Consider the following 19970-nt stretch of genomic DNA (forward strand, 5'->3'; position numbering starts at 1 on the left):
CCCGCATCACTGAAATGAGCCTTCTCACAATATGACTCGAAAAATAGTCGACGCCCGCGTCATCGTCACCAGTCCTGGACGAAACTACGTCACTCTGAAGTTGACGACCGACGACGGTCTGATCGGGTGGGGCGATGCCACGGTCAACGGCCGGGAGCTCGCTGTTGCCAGTTACCTTCGCGATCATCTCGCGCCGTTCTTGATCGGTCGCGACGCCGAGCGCATCGAGGACACCTGGCAGTACCTCTACCGTGGTGCCTACTGGCGTCGCGGACCGGTCACGATGGCCGCCATCGGGGCGGTGGATCTGGCCCTGTGGGACATCAAGGGCAAAGCCGCCGACATGCCGGTCTATCAGCTCCTCGGTGGTGCTGCGCGCGACCGTGTTCTGACCTACACGCACGCCACCGGTTGGGACCTGCCCGAGCTTCTCGAATCGGTGAACAAGCGCCGAGACGAGGGGTTCCGTGCTGTCCGTGTGCAATTCGGCGTCCCCGGTCTGGACAAGGTGTACGGCGTCACTCGAGGTTCGGCAAGTTACGAACCCGCGGGGCGCGGCGTCGGCCCTGTCGAAGAGCAGTGGGACACCGCCGCGTACCTCCGACACGCGCCGGACGTGTTGGCGGCCGTACGCGAGGCGGTCGGACCCGAGTTGCACCTGCTGCACGACGTCCACCATCGGCTCAATCCCACCGAGGCAGCGCGACTCGGCAAAGCCCTCGAAGCGGTGAACCTGTTCTGGCTCGAAGACGTGATGCCCGCCGAGAATCAACAGCTGCTCCGCACGGTCCGGGCGCACACGACGGTTCCACTGGCGATCGGCGAGGTGTTCAACACCGTCTGGGACTGCCAGCAGTTGATCACCGAGCGCCTCATCGACTACATCAGGACTGCAATCGTGCACGCGGGTGGCATTTCGCACGTCCGCAAGATATTCGCTCTCGCAGAGATCTTTCAGGTCATGGGTGCGCCGCACGGTCCGTCGGATGTGTCTCCGATCAACCTGTCCGCGTCGTTGCACCTGGGTCTGGCCACCACCAATTTCGCGATACAGGAATTCATGGGTTATCCCGAACAGGTCTCCGAGGTGTTCCGCCCGAGCTACACCTACGACGACGGCTACCTACATCCAGGCGATGCACCCGGCCTCGGCGTCGAGGTGGACGAGGCTGCCGCCGAACGCTTTCCGTACGAACGCGCGTATCTGCCGGTCGCACGTAATCTCGACGGTTCGGTGAAGGACTGGTGACGATCATTCGCACTCCGTTGCCCCGTTTGTCGGCTGCCACGGCTCCACCGTCGTCAACGGGTAGAAACCGTCCACCGGAACAAGGCATCGTCCACCTCGGTCTCGGTAACTTCCACCGGGCGCATCAAGCCGTGTACACCGAGGCAGCACTCGCGCATCAGGACGGTGCCTGGGGCATCCTGGGCGTCGCAAGTAGATCCGGAACGGTAGCCGATGCCTTGCGCGCGCAGGACCTGAGGTACTCGGTGGCGGAAATCTCGCCCGCGGGCGCGACCTACAGCGTTCCTTCGGTTCATACCGGCGCGCTTGTGGCCGCTCGGGAACCGGACGACGTCGTCGCTGCGCTCTCGGATCGGACCACGAAGATCGTGTCCTTGACTGTCACCGAGAACGGGTACACGTACAGCCCGGCCACCAAGGGTCTGCAACTCGACCACCCGGATATCGCTCATGATCTTGCCGGCGGTGCTCCGAGATCCACCATCGGCCTGATCGTCCGAGGTTTGCAGGGGCGCGTCGCGCACAACACGCCTGTGACGGTCCTGAGCTGCGACAACCTGAACAACAACGGTGAGCACACTCGAAGACTGGTGCTGGAGTTCGCAGCCCAGCTGCCGGGCTCCGAATCAGGTGAGCTCTCGACGTGGATCGAGCAGAACGTGGCGTTTCCCTCCACGATGGTCGACCGAATAGTCCCCGCCACCACCGACGCTCATCGGTCGAACCTGGCGCGCGACATGGGTTTCGAGGACTCGATACCCGTGGCTGCCGAACCGTTCAGCATGTGGATTCTGGAGGACAACTTTGCCGCCGGTCGGCCGGCGTGGGAAGCCGGCGGTGCAGTGTTCTCGGACCAAGTCGGCCGGTACGAACAGCTGAAAGTACGACTGTTGAACGGAACTCATTCGCTCATAGCGTATTTGGGTGCCCTGTCGGGCGCGGCGACGATACCGGAGTCGGTTGCACAGAGCTTCGTCGATCGGGCCGCGCACACGATACTGCGGGACGAGTATCTACCGAGCGTGGACGTTCCCGATGGCATAGATCCTGACCTGTACGAGGAACAACTGTTCGTCAGATGGAGCAACACGGCGTTGGGGCACCGCACGCAGCAGGTGGGGTCCGACGGTTCGGTCAAACTGCGAGAACGTATTCCGGAACCAGCGATGATGCTCCGTGACGCCGGGCGGACTCCCCACTTGATGGCTTTGACCACAGCGGCGTACTTGACCTGCCTGGCCCCGATCGACGGCTTCGATCCAGGACCTCATGCGACCGCCATGCAGGATCCGGCGCGAGGATGGCTTTCCCAGCTTGCATCGCGCAGCACATCCGGTACGCAGATGGCGAAGGGCGCGCTCACCGACCGGCGGTTGCTCGGTGACGACATCGCCGACTGGGTCCCGTTTGTCGAACGAACCGGCGAGTTGATCGATGTCATCGTCGGACACGGAATCGACGCAGCGACGTCCGAAGCATTGAAAGGTGATCGATGAACCGCAGGAGCGAGCCGTCGGCGCTACTTCGCGAGACCCGCGTCGTAGCTGTCCTACGTGCGAAATCTGCCACCGAGTACGCGCCGGTCGTGGAGGCACTGATCGCCGGTGGGGTTGTGAGCATCGAACTGACCCTGAGCACCCACGGCGTCATCGAAGAGCTGCCGAACCTACTGCAGCGATTCGGTCCAGACGCCGAACTCGGCGTGGGCACCGTGACAACACCCGCCCAGGCGAGCGAGGCCATCGATGCAGGGGCCGCGTACCTGGTCACACCGATCACCGAGACACCGATCATCGACATCGCGATCGATCGAGGGGTGCCGGTGTTTCCGGGCGGGTTGACTCCCACCGAACTACATCGCGGTTGGACGGCAGGTGCCACCGCAGTGAAGGTCTTCCCTGCATCGAAGGTCGGCGCTGGCTATGTCGCCGACCTGCGTGGACCATTTCCCGATATCGAAGTCATTCCCTCGGGAGGAGTGGGCATCGCCGAAGCGGCCGCGTGGATTCGAGCAGGCGCGGTGGCGGTGAGCATGGGCGGGCCACTGCTCGGTGACGCGTTCTCCGGTGGAGACATCCGTGAATTGACAAGGCGTGCCGAAGAAATACGCCGTGTCGTGGATGAGGCGGCGGCACTGTGAGGTCTCGACTGTCCACTCCCTACGTCGTGACCTTCGGCGAAACCATGGCGCTGTTCCGCAGCGAACATCCAGGACCGTTCGCCCATGCCGGAAACGTGGCAGTGGGAATCGGCGGAGCCGAGTCCAACGTCGCGATCGGACTGCAACGCCTGGGTACTTCGGCGGTCTGGTGCAGCAGGCTCGGCTCCGATGCACCGGGTGAGTTGGTACGCAGAGAGATCAGAGCCGAGGGCGTCCACGTCGTCGCGCCCGAGGACTGCACTGCTCCTACCGGCGTCATGGTCAAAGAACTCAGAACGCCCACCATGCAGCGGGTGACCTACTATCGCGCACACAGCGCGGCATCACGGATCACCCCCGACGACGTCGACTCCGACATCGTGTCGGGCGCAGCCCTGTTGCACGTCACCGGGATAACTCCTGCCCTGTCTGCGCAAGCCTCCGAGACCTGGCGTCAGGTGATCGCTCGGACTCGCGACAGCGGTGTGCGCGTGTCATTCGACGTGAACTATCGCAGCGCTCTCTGGTCGAGCGACGTTGCTGCCCAGGTCTATCGAGACATACTCCCCTTCGTCGACGTCGTGTTCGCGGGCGAGGACGAAGCTGCACTCGTGCTCGGGCCCGCTCACGCCGACGACCCGGAGTCACTGGCCCGAGGGCTCGCCGAGTTCGGCCCCTCGCAGGTGGTCATCAAGCGCGGCGCCGACGGTGCCCACGCGATCATCGATGGCGAGACCTACCGACAGGATGCGATCTCGATCGATCCCGTCGACACCGTAGGAGCGGGCGATGCATTCGTCGCGGGCTACCTCGCCGAGTTGATCGACGGCCACGATGCCGCACAGCGGCTGCGCACCGCCGTGCGGACCGGAGCCTTCGCATGTCTGGCCCGTGGGGACTGGGAGGGGTTACCGCGACGACGTGAGCTCGAGCTGCTCGAGGGGTGCGAACCCGTCATCCGATGAACCGGTGATCGACGGTCGAGCAGTTCCTCGTTGTCGGCTTCCACGCCAGGATCGGACGCGGACAGTTCCATGGGCAGATCGCACGACCGATGGGTCAGTCGTCCGTGCTGCCGACAGAGGGTGCCTCCGGGGCCGACGGCACCCATGGCTTCAGAGGTTGCACGACGTCCCGGTAGAACGCGTCGAGACCGTCGGTCACGCTACCGATGAAACCGGCCGCGGATCCCGAGCGCTTGCTGCCCATCTTCGTCGGTGACGTCAACGTGAAGTACTGCAACTCGCTGCTCCGGCCTGCGGTCAACGATTTGGCATCCGCGCGCACGGTCGCCAGGTTCTCGCACGATATTTCGCCTGCGTCTGCGAACACGGCTTCGACCAGGATGTCGGCTGGAGCGTTCTTCAGTTGTTTGAGCAGCCATGATGCTCGCCGGAGCGCGGTGCCGTCGGTCGGCGCGTCGATAGCGGTTCTGCACTGAATCTTGTTGGTACGCATATCCGCTTCGACAGTGACATCTCCGGCGGCATCCGGGATGCGCAACGTGGCCGAGAGGCACCCGGAGGCGACGAGCTGTTCGACGATGTACTCGTTGCGCGCCTGGGGATCTCCACCGAATTTCCTCGGGAGGTGGTGCTTCACCGGAACGCCGAGATCGGCAGTCATCCGTAACGCCAGATGCCTCGACAGCGACGCCCAGGTGTTCGCCACCGACATGGCTTTGACATCACTCGAACGGAGGGTTCCGGCGGTGACGGAGTCACGAACTGCCACCCAGTGGCGACCCATGTCGACGAACTCCGTCGCGCCGGACTTCGGGTGCGTCAGATACCGGACGAATTCGCTCAGAATCCAGACCTGCAGTGAATCGGCAAGGTCGCCGTGTGACAACAACATCCGGGCTTCGTGAATGACCTCGGACCATGAGATATGCCGCAGCGCTACCTTGTTCAGTTTGGTCTTGTTCACCTGGACGGGGAGCTCACCGGCGGAGGCAGGTATGTCGTTGGACAAACTCAGAACGGTCTCGTACCTGTGCCGTCTCGCGACGTCGAGGTAATTCTCGAGCTGCTCTTTCTGCAACTTGCCGGTGCCGGTCTTCACTTCCAGCAACGCGGTCCACACTTGGCCCGCGCGCGATACTCGGAACACACCGTCGGGGATGACCTTGCCCTCGCCCTTGGCGAACTGCACTTCGAGGTAGCCCTCGAAGGGCCCGGATGGAGCTCCGGCATGTGCGCAGATTGCGCGAGCGAACGGACGAACCGCCTGCATCGTCGCGATCAGAGCCGAGGTGGCCCTCTTCTCCTGCTCCTCACCGGAGCCGACACCGGAGACGGAGAACAGGCGAGCCGTCTGCCACCCTTCTCCCCCGGCCAGGGTGAACCGAGGCGGCGTGACCTTCTTGGCAATGGGTTTCTTGGTGCGAACGCCACGTTTCGGCGGTTCGACATCGACAACCGAGACGTCGACGATCTCACCGGTCGTGTCGACGGCCTGCACGTGGGAGTCGGCGACCTCGACCACGACGACGTCGTTCGCCGACGCTTCGGGCTCGCTGTCGTCGACGTCGACGCCGAAGTCCTGCGCCAAACCACCCAATCCGGATTCCCAGCCCTGCCCGACCGCGCGCAGTTTCCACGCGCCGTTCCGCCGGTACACCTCCCCGAACACCAACGCACGTTCCGACGACGCATCGGCGGTGAGGAATTCCCCGAGCACCGAACCGGTTTGATCCCGCACCTGCATCGACAGTTTCCCGAAGTCACCCAACGGAACATCGTCGGAGCTCCCCGCGATGACCACCTTGTCGATTTCGGCTGCGAGAGAATCGAGATGAATCGACACTCGTTCCTGCTTGCCTTCGTCGGTGCTACTGCTCCCGCGGTAGCGTACGGTCGCGTCCTCGGACTCCGGCTGATTGTAGAAGACGAAGTCTGCATCGGACCGAACGCGCCCGCTCGAATTCACCAGCAGCGCAGACGCATCCAGATTTCGTTCCGGGTCGACCCAGGACACGATGACATCCAGCTCGGTCACCCCGCCCGGCAGGGAAATGTTCTGTCCTTTGACGAGAATGGGTGAACTCACGCTGACACGCTCCTGTCGGACAAAACGGACTCCGACTGCTCACCCTATGCACCGCGTGGCAATGTGAGTCGTCCTCGCTCGACATTCATTCATTCGACCTACGGCACGCCTGGTTGGTCCCCCTTGCGCCTGTCAGAGAATGCGACTCAAGAATTGTTGTGTACGAGCGTTTTTGGGACGGTCGAAGAACTCGCCGGGAGGTGCCTCTTCCACGATCTTCCCGTCGCTCATGAAGACGACCCTGTCTGCGGCCGCTTTCGCGAAGCCCATTTCGTGGCTGACCACCACCATCGTCATGCCCTCGCCGCGCAGTCGAAGCATGACGTCGAGTACCTCGTTGACCATCTCGGGATCGAGGGCAGACGTGGGCTCGTCGAACAGCATCACTTCGGGCTTCATCGCCAACGCTCGGGCGATCGCCACGCGTTGCTGCTGTCCACCGGACAGTTGCGATGGGTAGTTCTCCCCCTTGTCCGCAAGGCCGACGAGGTCGAGAAGTTCCTGAGCTTGCCTGCGCGCCTTGTCCTTCTGCGTGCCTAGGACATGACGTGGACCCGATGCGACGTTGTCCAGCGCCGTCATCATGGGAAACAGGTTGAAGCTCTGGAACACCATTCCTGTGTGGTGCCGCTGCTTGGCGATCTGCGCCTCCGACAGCGGCGTTCGCTTGGCCCCTTCCGAGAAGCCCATCATCTCGCCGCATACTCGGACGGTCCCGGATTCGATCGTTTCGAGACAGTTGAGCGTGCGTAGCAAGGTGCTCTTTCCACTTCCCGACGGCCCGAGGAGCAGGACCACTTCCCCCTTGTCCACCGTGAAATCGATGTCGTCGAGAACGACGAGATCGTTGTAGGCCTTCGTCATATTCCTGACCTCGACCATCGTCGTGGTCTTCGTGGTCGCAGATGTCGCACTCGTCATCGGTTCACGGCCTCGGCTTTCATCGCGCTGTCGTCGATCTTCGGACTCGACGGGCCGCCCTTACGGCGGTAATTGCGGTCGTATCCACGCCCTACTCGTACTTCGATCATCTTCTGAATCAACCCCCACAGAGTCGTCAGCACCAGGAAGTACAACGCTGCCGCGCAGAGCCCTTCCAGCACTCGGAAATTCACCTGCACCAAGAACTGTGTGCGTCGCAGCAGTTCCTGTACGGAAATGACCGACACCAGAGTTGTGGTCTTGAGCAACCCGTTGAAGCTGTTGCCGAGTGGAGGAATCATCACCCGCAGCGCCTGTGGAAGAACCACCACGCGGAAGACCTTCGTGGGTGACATGCCCAGGGCCCGTGCCGCTTCCGTCTGTCCGGTGGGAACCGACAGCAACCCGGAACGGACTATTTCCGACAGGTATGCGGCTTCGTTGAGAACCAGGCCCACGAGTGCCGCCTCGATCACACCCAGTTTGATGCCGACCTGAGGCAGTCCGGTGTAGATGATCACCAGCTGCACCAGTAGAGGCGTGCCGCGCATCAGCCACACGTAGAACCCGGCGACTATCCGCAGGGGCACGAGCTTGGATGATCGCGCGGAGGCCACCACCACTGCGAGAGCGAGTCCGAGGATCATGCTGACCACGGTGAGCCAGATCGTGACCCACGCGCCTTCGAGCAGCTGCGTGCTCGTCAGGATGGAGAAAAATGCGTCCCAGGACCACATGGGGGTGCCTTTCGACTTGCGTTGGTCGGATCAGCTGTCGAGAGGACCGGTGCTGACGGCAATATCGCCGTCGTATCCGGTGACGTCGTACTGCTCGAACAGCTCGGGCAGATATCCATCGCTCCTCATCTCCGACAGCACTCGCGCCACCTCAGCGGAGGATTTGCTGCCCTTGGCGAATCCCATTGCCAGGGGTGCCTCGTTGATTCCACCGACGGCTGTCTCGAAGCGTCCGTCTTCCTGGTAGAACGACGTGACCGACTCGACGATGGAGGTGCCGTCGAGCTGTCCCGCCGAAAGCGCCTGGTAGGCATCGGCATTGGTCTTGAACGTCTGCACCGTCAGCGCCGGCTTCCCTTCGGCCGCAAATTGCTCGGCCATGGCGGTCAGCGTGTCGAATTCGTATCCGGGCGCTTCGACCCCGATGGTCTTGCCCGCCAGGTCGTCCACGCTGGAGATCGATTCGGGGTTGCCCGACGGCACCGAGATCGAGACTGCCTGCACCTCGTACGGAACGAGATCGATGGTCTCGGCACGTGCAGGCGTGTAGAACATGCCGGTGTCGATCATGTCCCAGCGGCCGGCCTGCACACCGGGAATCTGTGCCTCGAACTCGATGTTGACGAACTTCGGCGTCAGACACAGGCGCTTGGCGATCTCCTTACCGAGGTCGACGCGCATGCCGATCACGTCGCCGTTCGGATCGACGTACTGCATCGGCGGAAGAGTCGCGTTGGTGGCCATCGTCAGTACGCCTTCTTCGGCGAGGTCCGAAGCACCGAGCGTGGGTGTGCAATCCGTCGGCGCGGCTGCGGAATCGTCCGAGGAACTACAGGCAGTGAGGCCGGCCACCACAACAGCGATAGCGGCGAGTCCTGTTAACTTGCGCATTGAGCGAGCCTTTCGATATCGACTGCAGCACTACACGTTCGAGGACGGGGCGGCAGCGATGATGACGGAGTGATTCGAGAAGAGCCGATCCTTTGGGATCGATTGCATCAAGCGTCGCAGACGAATTCGGAGGCGTCAACGCGGTTAACACTGCCGACACGAGGTACATCAACTGTTAACCGTTCGCACGTGATCGCGCTCCCCATTCCTGCGATCCGAGAACGTCGATCACAGTGCGGCACACGACGCCCGCTCCACCAGACGAGCACCGATTCGATACGTACGCCCGTCGGGTTCGAGTGAGTCCTTGATCTGCTGGAACAACAGGTCCATGGCCACGTTGGCCAATTGGGCCGCGCCGTTGTCGACGACTGTGATTGCCGGCTGCCACATCGCGAGCCACGGCATGTCCTCGTGGCAGATCATCGACAACTCGTCCGGTACCGACACACCTCTGCCGACGAGCGTGGGCAGGATGCCGAAGACAGCCTCGTGGTTGGCCGCGTACAGAGCAGTCATTGCCTGGGGTGCATCCAGTAACGAGTTGATCGCTTCGGCACCGAATTCCGTGGTGAACGGACCTTTCCGGACGATCGTCTCGTCGACCGGAACACCTGCGTCGGCCAGCGCCAGTCGATAACCCTCGTAGCGCTCACGTCCGGACGTCGCATCCTCGTTTCCACCGATATAGCCGATACGACTGTGCCCGAGCTCGATCAGATGCGCTGTCGCATCGCGAGCACCCGTGACGTCGTCTGCCAGCACCGTCGACGCCGAACTCCCCTTTACCGAACGGATCAGGTTGACCACCGCGCGGCCCTGCTCCAGAAGCGCATTCGACGCCGCCGCACTTCGACCGCTGCCGATCACGATGGTTCCGTCGACGCCGTGCTCGCCCAGCATGGCCAGTACGTCGTCCTCGCGCGCCGGATCGGCATCGGTGATGCAGAGCAGGACCTGAAATCCGCTGGCTGCCGCCCTCTTCTGGACGACCTCGGCGACAGTGTGAAAGGTCGCGTTGAGCAGGTTGTTCATGACCAGACCGATCAAGTGCGACCTGTTCGAGCGCAGCGCGCTCGCAGCCCTGTTCGGCCGATACCCGAGAACGCGGGCCGCATCCTCGACCGCTGCCCGTGTCTCCGCGGAGATCAGTGACGATCCACTCAATGCGCGTGATGCCGTGCTGCGCGAAACCCCAGCAGCGCTCGCAACGTCGATCAAGGTGACCGCCATCGGTTCTCCGTTCTCTTGCTTCACGCCTCGGACAAACATATTCGACCGTGGTCGCGTTACAAGTACGTTTCCGGCTTGACGACTCGACCACCCCGAAGGCAGTCTATGCAATCGATCCCACAAATGCGGGTACGACGCGTCGTCGATCGTCCCGAGCCCGAAAGGCACTCCCATGAATCGCGATGATGTCGCGTGGTCCGGTTACTGGCCCGCTGCCCCCACACCGTTCACGCAGTCGGGTGACGTCGACACCGAGGCAATTTTCGACTTGATGAATCTCTACGCGCAGACGGGTGTTCACGGTGTACTCGTGAACGGCAGCACAGGCGAATGGTTCAGCCAGAGCGACCACGAACGAAAGACCGTCGCGGAAGCGTCGATCGATGCAGTCGCAGGCCGCTTCCCTGTTGTGATCGGTGTCAGTGCGTACACAGCTGCGCAGTCCTCCGCGCTCGCGAAGCACGCTGCTTCCGCCGGCGCGGACGGCATACTGGCGACGCCTCCGCCCTACGTACACACCTCGGCGGAAGAGACCTATCAGTACTACCGAAGCGTCAGCACCGCAACATCGTTGCCGTTCATGGCCTACAACTGGCCACGAGGCGTTGCGGTCGACATGGGGACCTCACCCGACCTGTTCTCTCGACTGGCCGACCTGGAGAACGTCGTCGCGATCAAAGACAGCACCGGTGATTGGCTCGCCATGCTCGACACCGTCAAGGCCGTGTCCGATCGCGTCCGTGTATTCGGAAGTTTCCTGCATCGACGCGGCCTTGCCACGCTGCTCGAACTGGGCGGGGACGGCAACATCGACGGCGGCGGGGTGGGCGCGCCCTTTGCGGTGCCGTTCTACGAGGCCGTCGCTGCACGTGACGCCGAGACCGCACGCATGTGGGTCGATCGTTATCGCGCGTTCTCGGGCCGGCTCATCGCCTCGGACTACAGCGGCGTGTACGCCTCCCCCATCCCCCAACTGAAGGCCGTGATGAACCTTCTCGGCCAGCCGGGAGGCACCGTGCGCGAACCGTTACTGCCGGTCACCGACGCCGACACGCTTGCCGCGCTGCAATCGGTCATCGTCGAATCGGGTATCGACGATGCCTACGCGACCGTAGGAGCCGTTCATGCGGTCTGAGGTCGACGTCGTTGTCATCGGAGCCGGAATCGTGGGTGCAGCAACGGCTCTCGCCCTCACCCGCGCGGGATCCCGCGTTGCTGTGCTCGATCGCACCCTACCCAACACCGCCGGCTCCGGTACGACTGCAGGCAACCTGCACATCCAGACCATTCACACGCGCAGGCCTGGGCAGGGCACAGCCGTCGACGTCGAACAACTGCTTCCACTGCAGAAGTCGACGAGCACGCTGTGGAACACACTGGACGAGACGGTGCCCGGTCTCGGGCTGAACCGGTGCGGCGGGTTCATGGTGGCCGAAACCGAGGAGCAGGTCCACGCCCTCATCGCGAAGCACCGATGGGAACGAGCTGCGGGGATCCCGACGGAGGTACTGAGCGGCGACGAGCCTCGGCAGGCGCTACCGTTGCTCGGCCCGAGCATTCAGGCCGCAACCTGGTGTCCGTGGGACGGATTCGCCGAACCCGACCTCGCCGGTCCTGCCCTGTTGCGGCAGGCCGCGGCCGAAGGAGCGTCTGTACATCCGTCGACACCGGTCACCGGATTGACCCGCGACGGTGATGTCTGGACAGTAACTACCAACGGTGGAACGTGGATTGCACCCGTGGTGATAGACGTTGCAGGGCCGTGGATGGCTCCGATCGCGGCTCTGGCAGGGGTCTCGCTCGATCTCGTCCCGACCTCGTTGCAGATGCACTCGCTCGATGCCGCACCTCGGACACTCGAAGTGCTGGTACAGCACGTCGGGGAGGGAATGTCGATCAAGCAGAATCGAACGGGACGCCTCGTCCTCGGCGGCGGTTGGCCTGCAGGTGCATTCCACGACAGCGAGACGGCCCCGAGCAGATCCGACAGCACCACAGGAAACCTGGAGCAGGTCCGACGACTTCTGCCTGCGCTGGGCCGCAATACGCTTCTCGATACCTGGACCGGGCCCGTGGTCACCACGCCCGACGAAATGCCGGTCATCGGCGAACTCGCCGGAGCCCCGGGACTCTTCGTGGCAGGCGGCACGTACTCATTCACCTTCGCACCGTTGTGGGGACACATCCTCACCGAGCTGGTGCACGGTAGAAAACCAGAACTCGATATCTCGGTGTTCTCCCCCGACCGCCTCGTCCACCTCCCTACCCACTGAAAGAAGGCTTCGCATGGCACTGGTCACGATGTTCGTCAACGGACAGGCGATGTCCGGCGGCACTTTGAACGACGCGTTGCACAAGGCGCGATTCGTGGGGAAAGTCGATACCGCACCGAAATACCGATTCTTTTCCGTGCGCGACGAATTCCCCGGTTTGCACCCGGTCGCAACCGATGGATTCGTGGTACCGGGCGAGCTGTACGAGGTCGAGTACGACGTATTGCGCGACGAGCTCCTTCCCAGAGAGCCGAGTGAACTCGAACTCGGGGTCATCGAGTTGGCGGATGGCTCGGGCTCCCTGTCGATGCGAATGCGCGAGAGCCACCTGACGGCCGCGGGCGTCACCGACATCAGTGACCGCGGCGGATGGCTGACCTACCTCGCGAGCACACGATGAAGGTCATACGCGGCGGAACGGTCGTCGAATCCCATTGGGCCGCTCCAGCAGACCTGCTCATCGACGACGGCAGAGTCGTCGCGGTGCTCACCCCAGGGAGCGAGGTCGACGCGGCAGCGGAGGTCATCGACGCAACCGGGAAACTGGTCATGCCGGGTGGAGTCGATCCGCACTGCCACGTCGGGTTCACCTCCGGTGAATTCACCTCTCTCGACTCGTACCTCGAGTGCACGACGGCGGCCGTGTTCGGCGGCACCACCACGATCATCGACTTCGCTATCCCACGTCCCGGTCAACAGCCGTTGGACGCCGCCGAGGTGCAACGAGCGAAAGCGTCGAGCGGACTGTGCGATTCAGCTCTGCACGCCTGCGTCGTCGAGTGGACCGCCACCACCGCCGACCAGTTGAAGACTCTGGCGGACGCCGGCATTCGGACGGTCAAGATGTTCACCACCTATGCCGCTGAGACGATGGCGAACGAACACACCATCCTCAACACGATGCAGGCCACTCGCGATCTCGGCGGAATGGTCATCATCCATTGCGAGTCGGACGCGATCGTCACCGATGCGCAGAACCTCGCAGCCGTGTCGGGCGGAGTCGATGCAGCACACATGTCGCAGACGCGGCCGGAGCTCGCCGAGACTGCCTCGGTGGCCGCCATTCTCGCGATCGCTGAATCACAGAATGCGCCGGTCTATTTCGTGCACCAGTCGACTCCGGCTGCAGTCGAATTGGTCGCAGACGCCCGCAAACGAGGGCTCGTCGCCTTCACCGAATCGGTCGCCCACCACCTGATCCTCGACGACTCGGCCTACGCGGGTGAACAACCCGAACGTTTCGTCTGCTGCCCACCGCTGCGCTCGGCCGAGGTGGTCGAGGAACTGGGGCGTCACCTGTTCACCGGGCACATCACCACCATCGGTTCCGACCATTGCTGCTACGACACCGCACAGAAGCAGGTGCACAGCCACGACGTGCGTCACATGCCCAACGGACTCCCCGGAGTCGAGACGCGCCTTCCGGTGATCTACTCGCACTACGTAGACGGATTGGGTCTAACGGCAAGCAGATTCGTGGAGTTGACCTCGGCTAATCCAGCACGCACCAATGGCCTCTATCCACGCAAGGGATCACTGATGCCGGGGTCCGACGCCGACATCGCGATCTGGGATCCCGAACTGGAATGGACGGTGACCACCGAAACGCTGCACATGGCGACCGACTACACCCCCTACGAGGGACACCGACTTCGAGGAAAGCCGGTCACCGTGATCGTAGGCGGCGAGATTGTTGTCCACGACGGCGAACTCGTCGACGCCACTCCCCGCGGACGCCACCTCGAGGCGGCGCCACTCGACTTCAGCGGGGCATTCAGCATGTGAGGCCCGGACTTCTACCGTCGGCTGCCTCGACGTGGTGATACTTCGGACTACTTGTCGGCGAGAGCTACTGCCGCCGCCAGGTATTCACGTGCGTCTCGAAACGTCTGCGCGACCCCACGTCCCGCGATGGCGTGATATCGACTGATCTGATCGTCATCGAGCGCGTCGAGGACGGTGCTGGAGTCCGCGTGCATCCATCCACCGTCTCGGACCAGTTCGTGGGCACGTTTGCCGTGCAGGGCAGAAATGCCCTCGACCCTGATCCCCTTCGGATCGGTCGACGCCGCGAGGTAGTAGGCCTTCTTGCCGGAGTAGCCGGCCTTGACCTTCTCGCGCAACCGGAAGACGGCATCGGCCGCGTCGTCGATAGCCGATGCCTGTTCGTCGGAGCCCGATTCGGCGGCAGAGATTCGCGCGATCTCCGCATCGATCGCAGAAAGCAAAGTGGCGAGGTATTCGGGATCGCTCATAGGCCCATGATGCCCTAGAGCAGTGACCTCTCGAACCAGCACCCGACTGGAGAGTATCGACACCCGTACCGCTCGGGGGTCGACCTGACCGACCGCACGGTCCAAATGCCTGCCGGCGATGTCATGGGCCGCTGACGAGGCGGAGTTCCCCGAACGGTTGCCCGCACCACCTGCAACTTCCACCGATGTAGTCGTGACCGTCTTCACGCTCGCATTCGTCGACTGCGCATCCGCTGCCGCACGAGAGCATCTGGCCACATCGGCTCCGCTCACCGTCACAGCCCGGGTGGTGACAGTCACGCGGCATACAGACGAAAAAGACGGCCCCGGATTTCTCCGAAACCGTCTTAGACCTGCAATGTGTCGGGCTGACAGGATTTGAACCTGCTACCACTTGACCCCCAGCTAGATCGACCATATGTCGATGGACCCACTCGGAACCACCGAGTAGGCCCTGAACAGGCATTTTCGTCCGAACCGGTTCACGTCGATCCACCCCCGGTTGCACCGAGTAGTGACACGCTCGCGGCACGCTCGAACCCCGATAACTCCAGGGGCAACCATTGCAATCCACGACGGGCCAACGCGGCTCACCGACGAAATGCTGGACCACTGTATTTCCCGTCGCCACCAAATAAGGGACGGCAGGTCGCCCCTCGTCGGTCATGCGATTGACTTCTCGCTGCGGTTGAGCGCCCGCCACAACATGGACCTGGTCCCCGAGTGAAACCACCTCGACTCTGTCTCGGCACCGGTCTGCGGGCATTCCGCGCAGCGATCTCTCCCCTACCTAAATCCGCGGGCAGGCGCGCCGCGGGGTACATTTCCAGGTCAGGTGCTCGAATCCAGGTCTTTGGCAGTACAAAAACGGCAAGCGACCAAGACGTCGAGCGGGACGCAACTGCCGAGTGGTGTCGAGCGATTCCCACACGCATCGAGCGTGATGCTCCACGTCAGTGACGCGTGAGCAAGCTGAACATCGCGTGCACTTCGTCTGCCGTCGGGATGGGAAGGCTACCTCGCGCATGAACGAACCCGATGCCCGAGTACACGAGAATTCCTGCCCGAAGACGAGCCTCGTCGGGGTCGAAGTCGAGATCGAGCAGCGAGCGCTGGACGACCTCGAAGATGCGATTGTCCAGTTCACGCACCGCATCGGCTATCTTGTCGTAGTTTCGTGCCCAGTCCCGAACAGCCGACTCCACAGCCCAGGTTCGTTGGTCGATCAGCAGCTCGGCCATGATCTGGAGACGCTGTTCGACCTCGACGGCTTCCAGCCCCTTCAATCCACGCACAGTGTCGTTCTGGGTGTCACACCACTTGTCTGCGATCGCTTCCATGAGCTTGTCGATGTCCGCGAAATGCCAATAGAAGCTGCCTTTCGTAACCTCCAGCCGCTCACACAACTTGGTGATCTTCACACCGGAGACTCCATCGCTGGCCATGAGCTCGAACGAGGCGTCGATCCAGTCGTCGACCGACAAGCGGGTGGCGCGACGCGCCGGCTTGGTCCCGGTCTTTGCACCCGCAGCCTTCTTTGCGGGTACACGGCGCGATGGTGCCGACCTGGGTGTGCCTGCCATCAGAGTGAACTCCTCGCTGTCGGAGCGGCGTTCCGCCCCTCGATCGTACGATCCGGAGCCGTCATTCGACGGCAAGGGCGGCAACGGCCACGTGACGAACGAGTGGATCGTTCATCAGTTGCAGGTGATTCGTTCGATCGTTCGGGTCCAGATTCTGGACGATCAGGTTCTCACTGCCGGGCAAAGCTGCCGACACCGGATCGGTCATCACACCGTCGTACCGCGAGATCACGTTGACGTACCGCACCCCCGGCGATATCCAGCCGGCGCGAGCAGCGTCGTGCATGAAACCGGAACCGGCGACGATCTGTCCGCATGCCGCGCAGATCGGTTCGAGCAGAGGCTTTTCCAGGGCGGCGAGAGAGTCGTAGACTCCGATGCTCCGATTGAATGCAGCCACACTACCGAGCCCGGCCAGATCGGTCCCGTTCCACAGCGGCCCCACCGTCACCAACGCGCGAACGTCCCGCGAACCGGAGTGCGCAATCCACTGCTGAGCCACCAGTCCGCCTGCACCGTGCGCGAGAACCTGCACTCGGTCGGCACCGGTGCGTTCGCGGACGGAGTCGACGAACGCACCGAACTCGACTGCTGAGTCCTCGATTCTTGTCAGGCCTGCCAACGGGAGCCCAGCGTGCTGCAGCAGAACCGAAGCCTCCGAGGTGCCGTAGGTGAACGCGAACGCGCACAACCCCCGGCCGCCCAGCTCGTCGAGCCACCCGTCCCATTCGCGCTCGGAGGACGCAAGATCGTGCACCAGGACGGTGGCTGCGGTGCACGTCGAGGGGGACGCGGAAGCATCCGAAACACCGAAGCTCAGCAGAGCGACAACGGTGATCGACGTCGCGCACACGCCCCGTGCCACTCGACCGACGTTCTCACGCAGCCTCATTGGCCTCCTATCAGCGGTTTCATCGAAAGTGATTGACCACACCATACAGTGCGGTATGGTGCGTGTCACATCCTTCGACGCGGGAAAGGTCCCCTCACACATGGCGCACGACATGACCCGCCGCAACCTTCTCCGAGCGCTGGGTGTCGGCACCGCTGCAGTGACACTCGGCGGTGTCAGCGCCTCACGCGCATTCACCTCGCCCGTCGACAACGCGTTCGAGAGCCCGCTGCTGTTCCACTCGCCGAACGTGACTCCGTTCCGAGATGCACTTCCGACACTCCCGACCGTGTCGGGATCGAACCTCTCGGTCGACGCGGTGTCGGCGATGCACAGATTCCATGCCGACATGCCCGAGGTCCCTACCCTGGCCTATCACTGCGGCCCGAACGCACAACCCGGCTACCTCGGGCCCATCATCGAAGCGCACGCCGAGGACCAGCTGACCCTCCGATTCTCCAACAACATGGCCCTGCACCCCATGGCCCAGGACATGGACACCTCGCTCCACGGTGTGACCGAGAGCTTCCGCACCGCGACCCCGATGTCGCTGCACCTGCACGGCGGCGTGACTCCTCCGGAGAGCGACGGCAATCCGGAACAGCTCACGCTCCCCGGAGGAAGCATCGTCCACCACTTCCCCAACGGGCAGGAAGCGGCAACACTCTGGTATCACGATCACGCGATGGCCATCACCCGCGTCAATGTGTATGCAGGTTTGGCCGGCATGTACCTCCTACGGGATCGCTTCGATACCGGTCGCGTCGACAACCCTCTCGGGCTGCCTTCCGGCGAGTTCGAGATGCCGCTGGTCATGCAAGAGAAGATCTTTCGCGACGACGGTCACCTGAGCATTCGATCGACTCGCATCGTGCCCGAGGGTTCCTGGGAAGGTGGAGCTGTCGGCGATGTCGGACTCGTCAACGGAATGATCTGGCCCGAACTCACCGTTGCCCGAGGCCTGTATCGCTTTCGGATGATCAACGCCGCGTCGTACAGCGTGTGGAATCTGCACTTCGAGAACCACATGAAGTTCTGGGTCATCGGCAACGACGGCGGATTGCTCGATGCACCGGTGCCCGTGACGTCGATCAGAGTTGCTCCAGGTGAGCGATACGACGTACTCGTGGACTTCTCCGATTACGACGCCGGCCAGACGGTCGAGCTCCGAAACGACGAGGCCCCGCCCTTCCAGGCGGCCGTCATCGGCGCGGTCACGATGCCGCTGTTCTGTCGATTCCGGGTGGGTGCCGCGCGTGGATTCACCGGTGGGGTACCGAAGACGCTGCGCGGCGGTCGAGGGCCCGCGCCGATAGCACCGATCCAGCAGCCGACGCGAATCCGCACCGTCACCGTCAGCCAGCCCTATGCGTTGCGTAACCCACCGGCCATCATGTCTCTCAACAACCTTCGCTACAGCGACCCGGACATCGAGATGCCTCGGCCCGGCACCGTCGAGCAGTGGAACATCGTCAACATCACGCCGGATCCGCACCCGATTCACATCCACCTCGTCACGTTCCGGATCGTGGGTCGCACTCCCCTGCGGACAGTCGACTACCAGGTGGCGAATCCGCAGCCTGCCATCGGGATCAAATGGACTCCTGATCCGGAGGGCTTTCTCGGCGGACCGATGATCCCGCCCGCTCCGTGGGAAGCCGGCTGGAAGGACACGGTACGAGTGGACGGCGGTACGGTCACTCGCATCATCGTTCGTTTTCCGACGGCCGACGAACTCGGCTTCGACCCCGACGCCACCTTCGCGCGACCGGCCGGTATCACTGCTCCGCAGCCGAACAGCGATCACGCGGGTCATCAAGATCCCATGCACGACGTCCACAATGGAATGGACCATTCCGCGGATCCGGGGGGCGACCTTCAGGGCTACGTGTGGCACTGCCACCTCCTCGACCACGAGGACCACGACATGATGCTGAAGTATCGGATAACCCAGTGACGCAGCCTCTTCGGAGTGCAGCGCACGCGACCGCCAAGGCGACGTCGGCGGTCGGCGAGTTCTACGGCCTCTCGATCGACACCGCGGTGGCACTGGGACGCCGAGACTTTCAGTGGCGAGAGTTCGTGGATCAGAGCTGGTTCATCGCCCGGGTATCTCTGCTACCCACGATCTTGATGTCGATCCCGTTCACGGTTCTGGTCGTGTTCACTCTCAACTCACTGCTCTCGGAATTGGGAGCGAGCGATCTCAGTGGCGCGGGGGCCGGACTGGGTGCGGTGACCCAGATCGGACCCCTCGTGACCGTCTTGGTCGTTGCCGGTGCTGCGGCCACGGCGATTGCCGCTGACCTCGGATCGCGCACCATCCGTGAGGAAGTGGCGGCGATGGAGGTGCTGGGCATCGACCCGATTCATCGGCTCGTCGTTCCTCGTGTCGTTGCCTGCACCATGATCGCGGCGCTGTTGAACGGAGCTGTGTGCAGCATCGGCCTCGTCGGCGGCTTCTTCTTCTCTGTGTATCTTCAGGACGTCACACCAGGTGCTTACGTATCCGGGATCACCCTGCTCGTCGGCCTCCCGGAGCTGATCCTGTCCGAGATCAAAGCGGCACTGTTCGGCTTACTGGCCGCACTGATCGCTTGCTATCGCGGTCTGTCCGTCGTCGGAGGGCCTCGAAGCGTAGGCGAGGCAGTCAACGAGACCGTCGTATTCTCCTTCGTTGCTCTATTTCTCGTCAATCTCACGCTGACGTCTGTCGGCCTTGCACTGAGCGACCGGTGAGGAACG

18 protein-coding genes are annotated in these 19970 nt (G+C 63.0%); 10 read left to right on the forward strand and 8 right to left on the reverse strand.

The window, feature by feature from the left end; translation table 11 throughout:
* Positions 1-31 precede the first annotated feature (31 nt).
* The 4 genes from manD to CH271_RS18990 are packed head-to-tail and all read left to right on the forward strand — an operon-like array spanning position 32 to position 4354.
* Positions 32-1249 carry a D-mannonate dehydratase ManD gene (gene manD / locus CH271_RS18975; RefSeq protein WP_037189211.1) on the forward strand — a complete coding sequence of 406 codons (1218 nt, stop codon included), beginning with the start codon at positions 32-34 and terminating at the stop codon, positions 1247-1249.
* Positions 1246-2745 carry a mannitol dehydrogenase family protein gene (locus CH271_RS18980; RefSeq protein ID WP_256986451.1) on the forward strand — a complete coding sequence of 500 codons (1500 nt, stop codon included), beginning with the start codon at positions 1246-1248 and terminating at the stop codon, positions 2743-2745. Before manD ends, CH271_RS18980 begins: the two co-directional genes overlap by 4 nt.
* Entirely contained in the window at positions 2742-3389 is a 648-nt protein-coding gene (locus CH271_RS18985; RefSeq protein ID WP_037189210.1) for a bifunctional 4-hydroxy-2-oxoglutarate aldolase/2-dehydro-3-deoxy-phosphogluconate aldolase, read from the forward strand. The genes CH271_RS18980 and CH271_RS18985 overlap by 4 nt, the downstream gene beginning before the upstream one ends.
* The gene (locus CH271_RS18990) at positions 3386-4354 is read left to right on the forward strand and encodes a sugar kinase (protein WP_230596203.1); all 969 of its coding nucleotides are present in this window, start codon (positions 3386-3388) and stop codon (positions 4352-4354) included. Before CH271_RS18985 ends, CH271_RS18990 begins: the two co-directional genes overlap by 4 nt.
* A 94-nt stretch (positions 4355-4448) precedes the next feature.
* Here CH271_RS18990 and CH271_RS18995 read toward each other — a convergent pair whose 3' ends face one another.
* From CH271_RS18995 to CH271_RS19015, 5 genes are all read right to left on the reverse strand, one after another.
* Entirely contained in the window at positions 4449-6440 is a 1992-nt protein-coding gene (locus CH271_RS18995) for a TerD family protein (RefSeq protein ID WP_094634471.1), read from the reverse strand.
* 132 nt (positions 6441-6572) lie between these two features.
* Positions 6573-7304 (reverse strand): amino acid ABC transporter ATP-binding protein, encoded by a 732-nt coding sequence (locus tag CH271_RS19000; protein WP_306437410.1) that lies wholly within the window; start codon positions 7302-7304, stop codon positions 6573-6575.
* A gap of 53 nt (positions 7305-7357) precedes the next feature.
* Positions 7358-8098 (reverse strand): amino acid ABC transporter permease, encoded by a 741-nt coding sequence (locus tag CH271_RS19005; RefSeq protein ID WP_094634473.1) that lies wholly within the window; start codon positions 8096-8098, stop codon positions 7358-7360.
* Between the two features lie 30 nt (positions 8099-8128).
* Positions 8129-8989, reverse strand: coding sequence for an ABC transporter substrate-binding protein (locus CH271_RS19010; RefSeq protein WP_037189208.1), 861 nt, complete (start codon positions 8987-8989; stop codon positions 8129-8131).
* 228 nt (positions 8990-9217) lie between these two features.
* Entirely contained in the window at positions 9218-10222 is a 1005-nt protein-coding gene (locus CH271_RS19015) for a LacI family DNA-binding transcriptional regulator (protein WP_037189949.1), read from the reverse strand.
* Between the two features lie 172 nt (positions 10223-10394).
* On the opposite strand from CH271_RS19015, the gene CH271_RS19020 reads away from it, so the two are divergent.
* The 4 genes from CH271_RS19020 to hydA are packed head-to-tail and all read left to right on the forward strand — an operon-like array spanning position 10395 to position 14280.
* On the forward strand, positions 10395-11357 hold the full coding sequence (locus CH271_RS19020) for a dihydrodipicolinate synthase family protein (protein WP_094634474.1): 963 nt from the start codon (positions 10395-10397) through the stop codon (positions 11355-11357).
* Positions 11347-12495, forward strand: coding sequence for an NAD(P)/FAD-dependent oxidoreductase (locus CH271_RS19025; RefSeq protein ID WP_094634475.1), 1149 nt, complete (start codon positions 11347-11349; stop codon positions 12493-12495). Before CH271_RS19020 ends, CH271_RS19025 begins: the two co-directional genes overlap by 11 nt.
* A 13-nt stretch (positions 12496-12508) precedes the next feature.
* Complete coding sequence (locus tag CH271_RS19030) at positions 12509-12895, forward strand: allophanate hydrolase-related protein (protein WP_037189205.1); 387 nt, start codon at positions 12509-12511, stop codon at positions 12893-12895.
* Complete coding sequence (hydA, locus tag CH271_RS19035; protein ID WP_094634619.1) at positions 12892-14280, forward strand: dihydropyrimidinase; 1389 nt, start codon at positions 12892-12894, stop codon at positions 14278-14280. The genes CH271_RS19030 and hydA overlap by 4 nt, the downstream gene beginning before the upstream one ends.
* A gap of 47 nt (positions 14281-14327) precedes the next feature.
* Here the strand turns inward: hydA and CH271_RS19040 are convergent, their stop codons facing one another.
* The 3 genes from CH271_RS19040 to CH271_RS19050 all read right to left on the reverse strand — a co-directional run bounded on the left by CH271_RS19040 (position 14328) and on the right by CH271_RS19050 (position 17225).
* Positions 14328-14750 (reverse strand): phosphate acetyltransferase, encoded by a 423-nt coding sequence (locus CH271_RS19040; RefSeq protein ID WP_094634476.1) that lies wholly within the window; start codon positions 14748-14750, stop codon positions 14328-14330.
* 953 nt (positions 14751-15703) lie between these two features.
* Positions 15704-16333: a TetR/AcrR family transcriptional regulator gene (locus tag CH271_RS19045; protein ID WP_094634620.1), complete on the reverse strand. Its 630-nt coding sequence runs from the start codon at positions 16331-16333 to the stop codon at positions 15704-15706.
* Between the two features lie 61 nt (positions 16334-16394).
* Positions 16395-17225, reverse strand: a complete 831-nt coding sequence (locus CH271_RS19050) for an esterase/lipase family protein (RefSeq protein WP_256986453.1) — start codon at positions 17223-17225, stop codon at positions 16395-16397.
* A 100-nt stretch (positions 17226-17325) separates the two neighbouring features.
* Between CH271_RS19050 and CH271_RS19055 the strand changes: the two genes are divergently transcribed.
* Together CH271_RS19055 and CH271_RS19060 are read left to right on the forward strand one after the other, a co-directional pair.
* A complete protein-coding gene (locus CH271_RS19055; protein WP_094634622.1) occupies positions 17326-19182 on the forward strand; it encodes a multicopper oxidase domain-containing protein in 1857 nt (618 codons plus the stop codon).
* The gene (locus CH271_RS19060) at positions 19179-19964 is read left to right on the forward strand and encodes an MlaE family ABC transporter permease (RefSeq protein ID WP_094634477.1); all 786 of its coding nucleotides are present in this window, start codon (positions 19179-19181) and stop codon (positions 19962-19964) included. The genes CH271_RS19055 and CH271_RS19060 overlap by 4 nt, the downstream gene beginning before the upstream one ends.
* The last annotated feature ends 6 nt before the right edge of the window (positions 19965-19970 follow it).

It is taken from the genome of Rhodococcus sp. 05-340-2 (assembly GCF_002258915.1).
Taxonomy (GTDB): Bacteria; Actinomycetota; Actinomycetes; order Mycobacteriales; family Mycobacteriaceae; genus Rhodococcoides.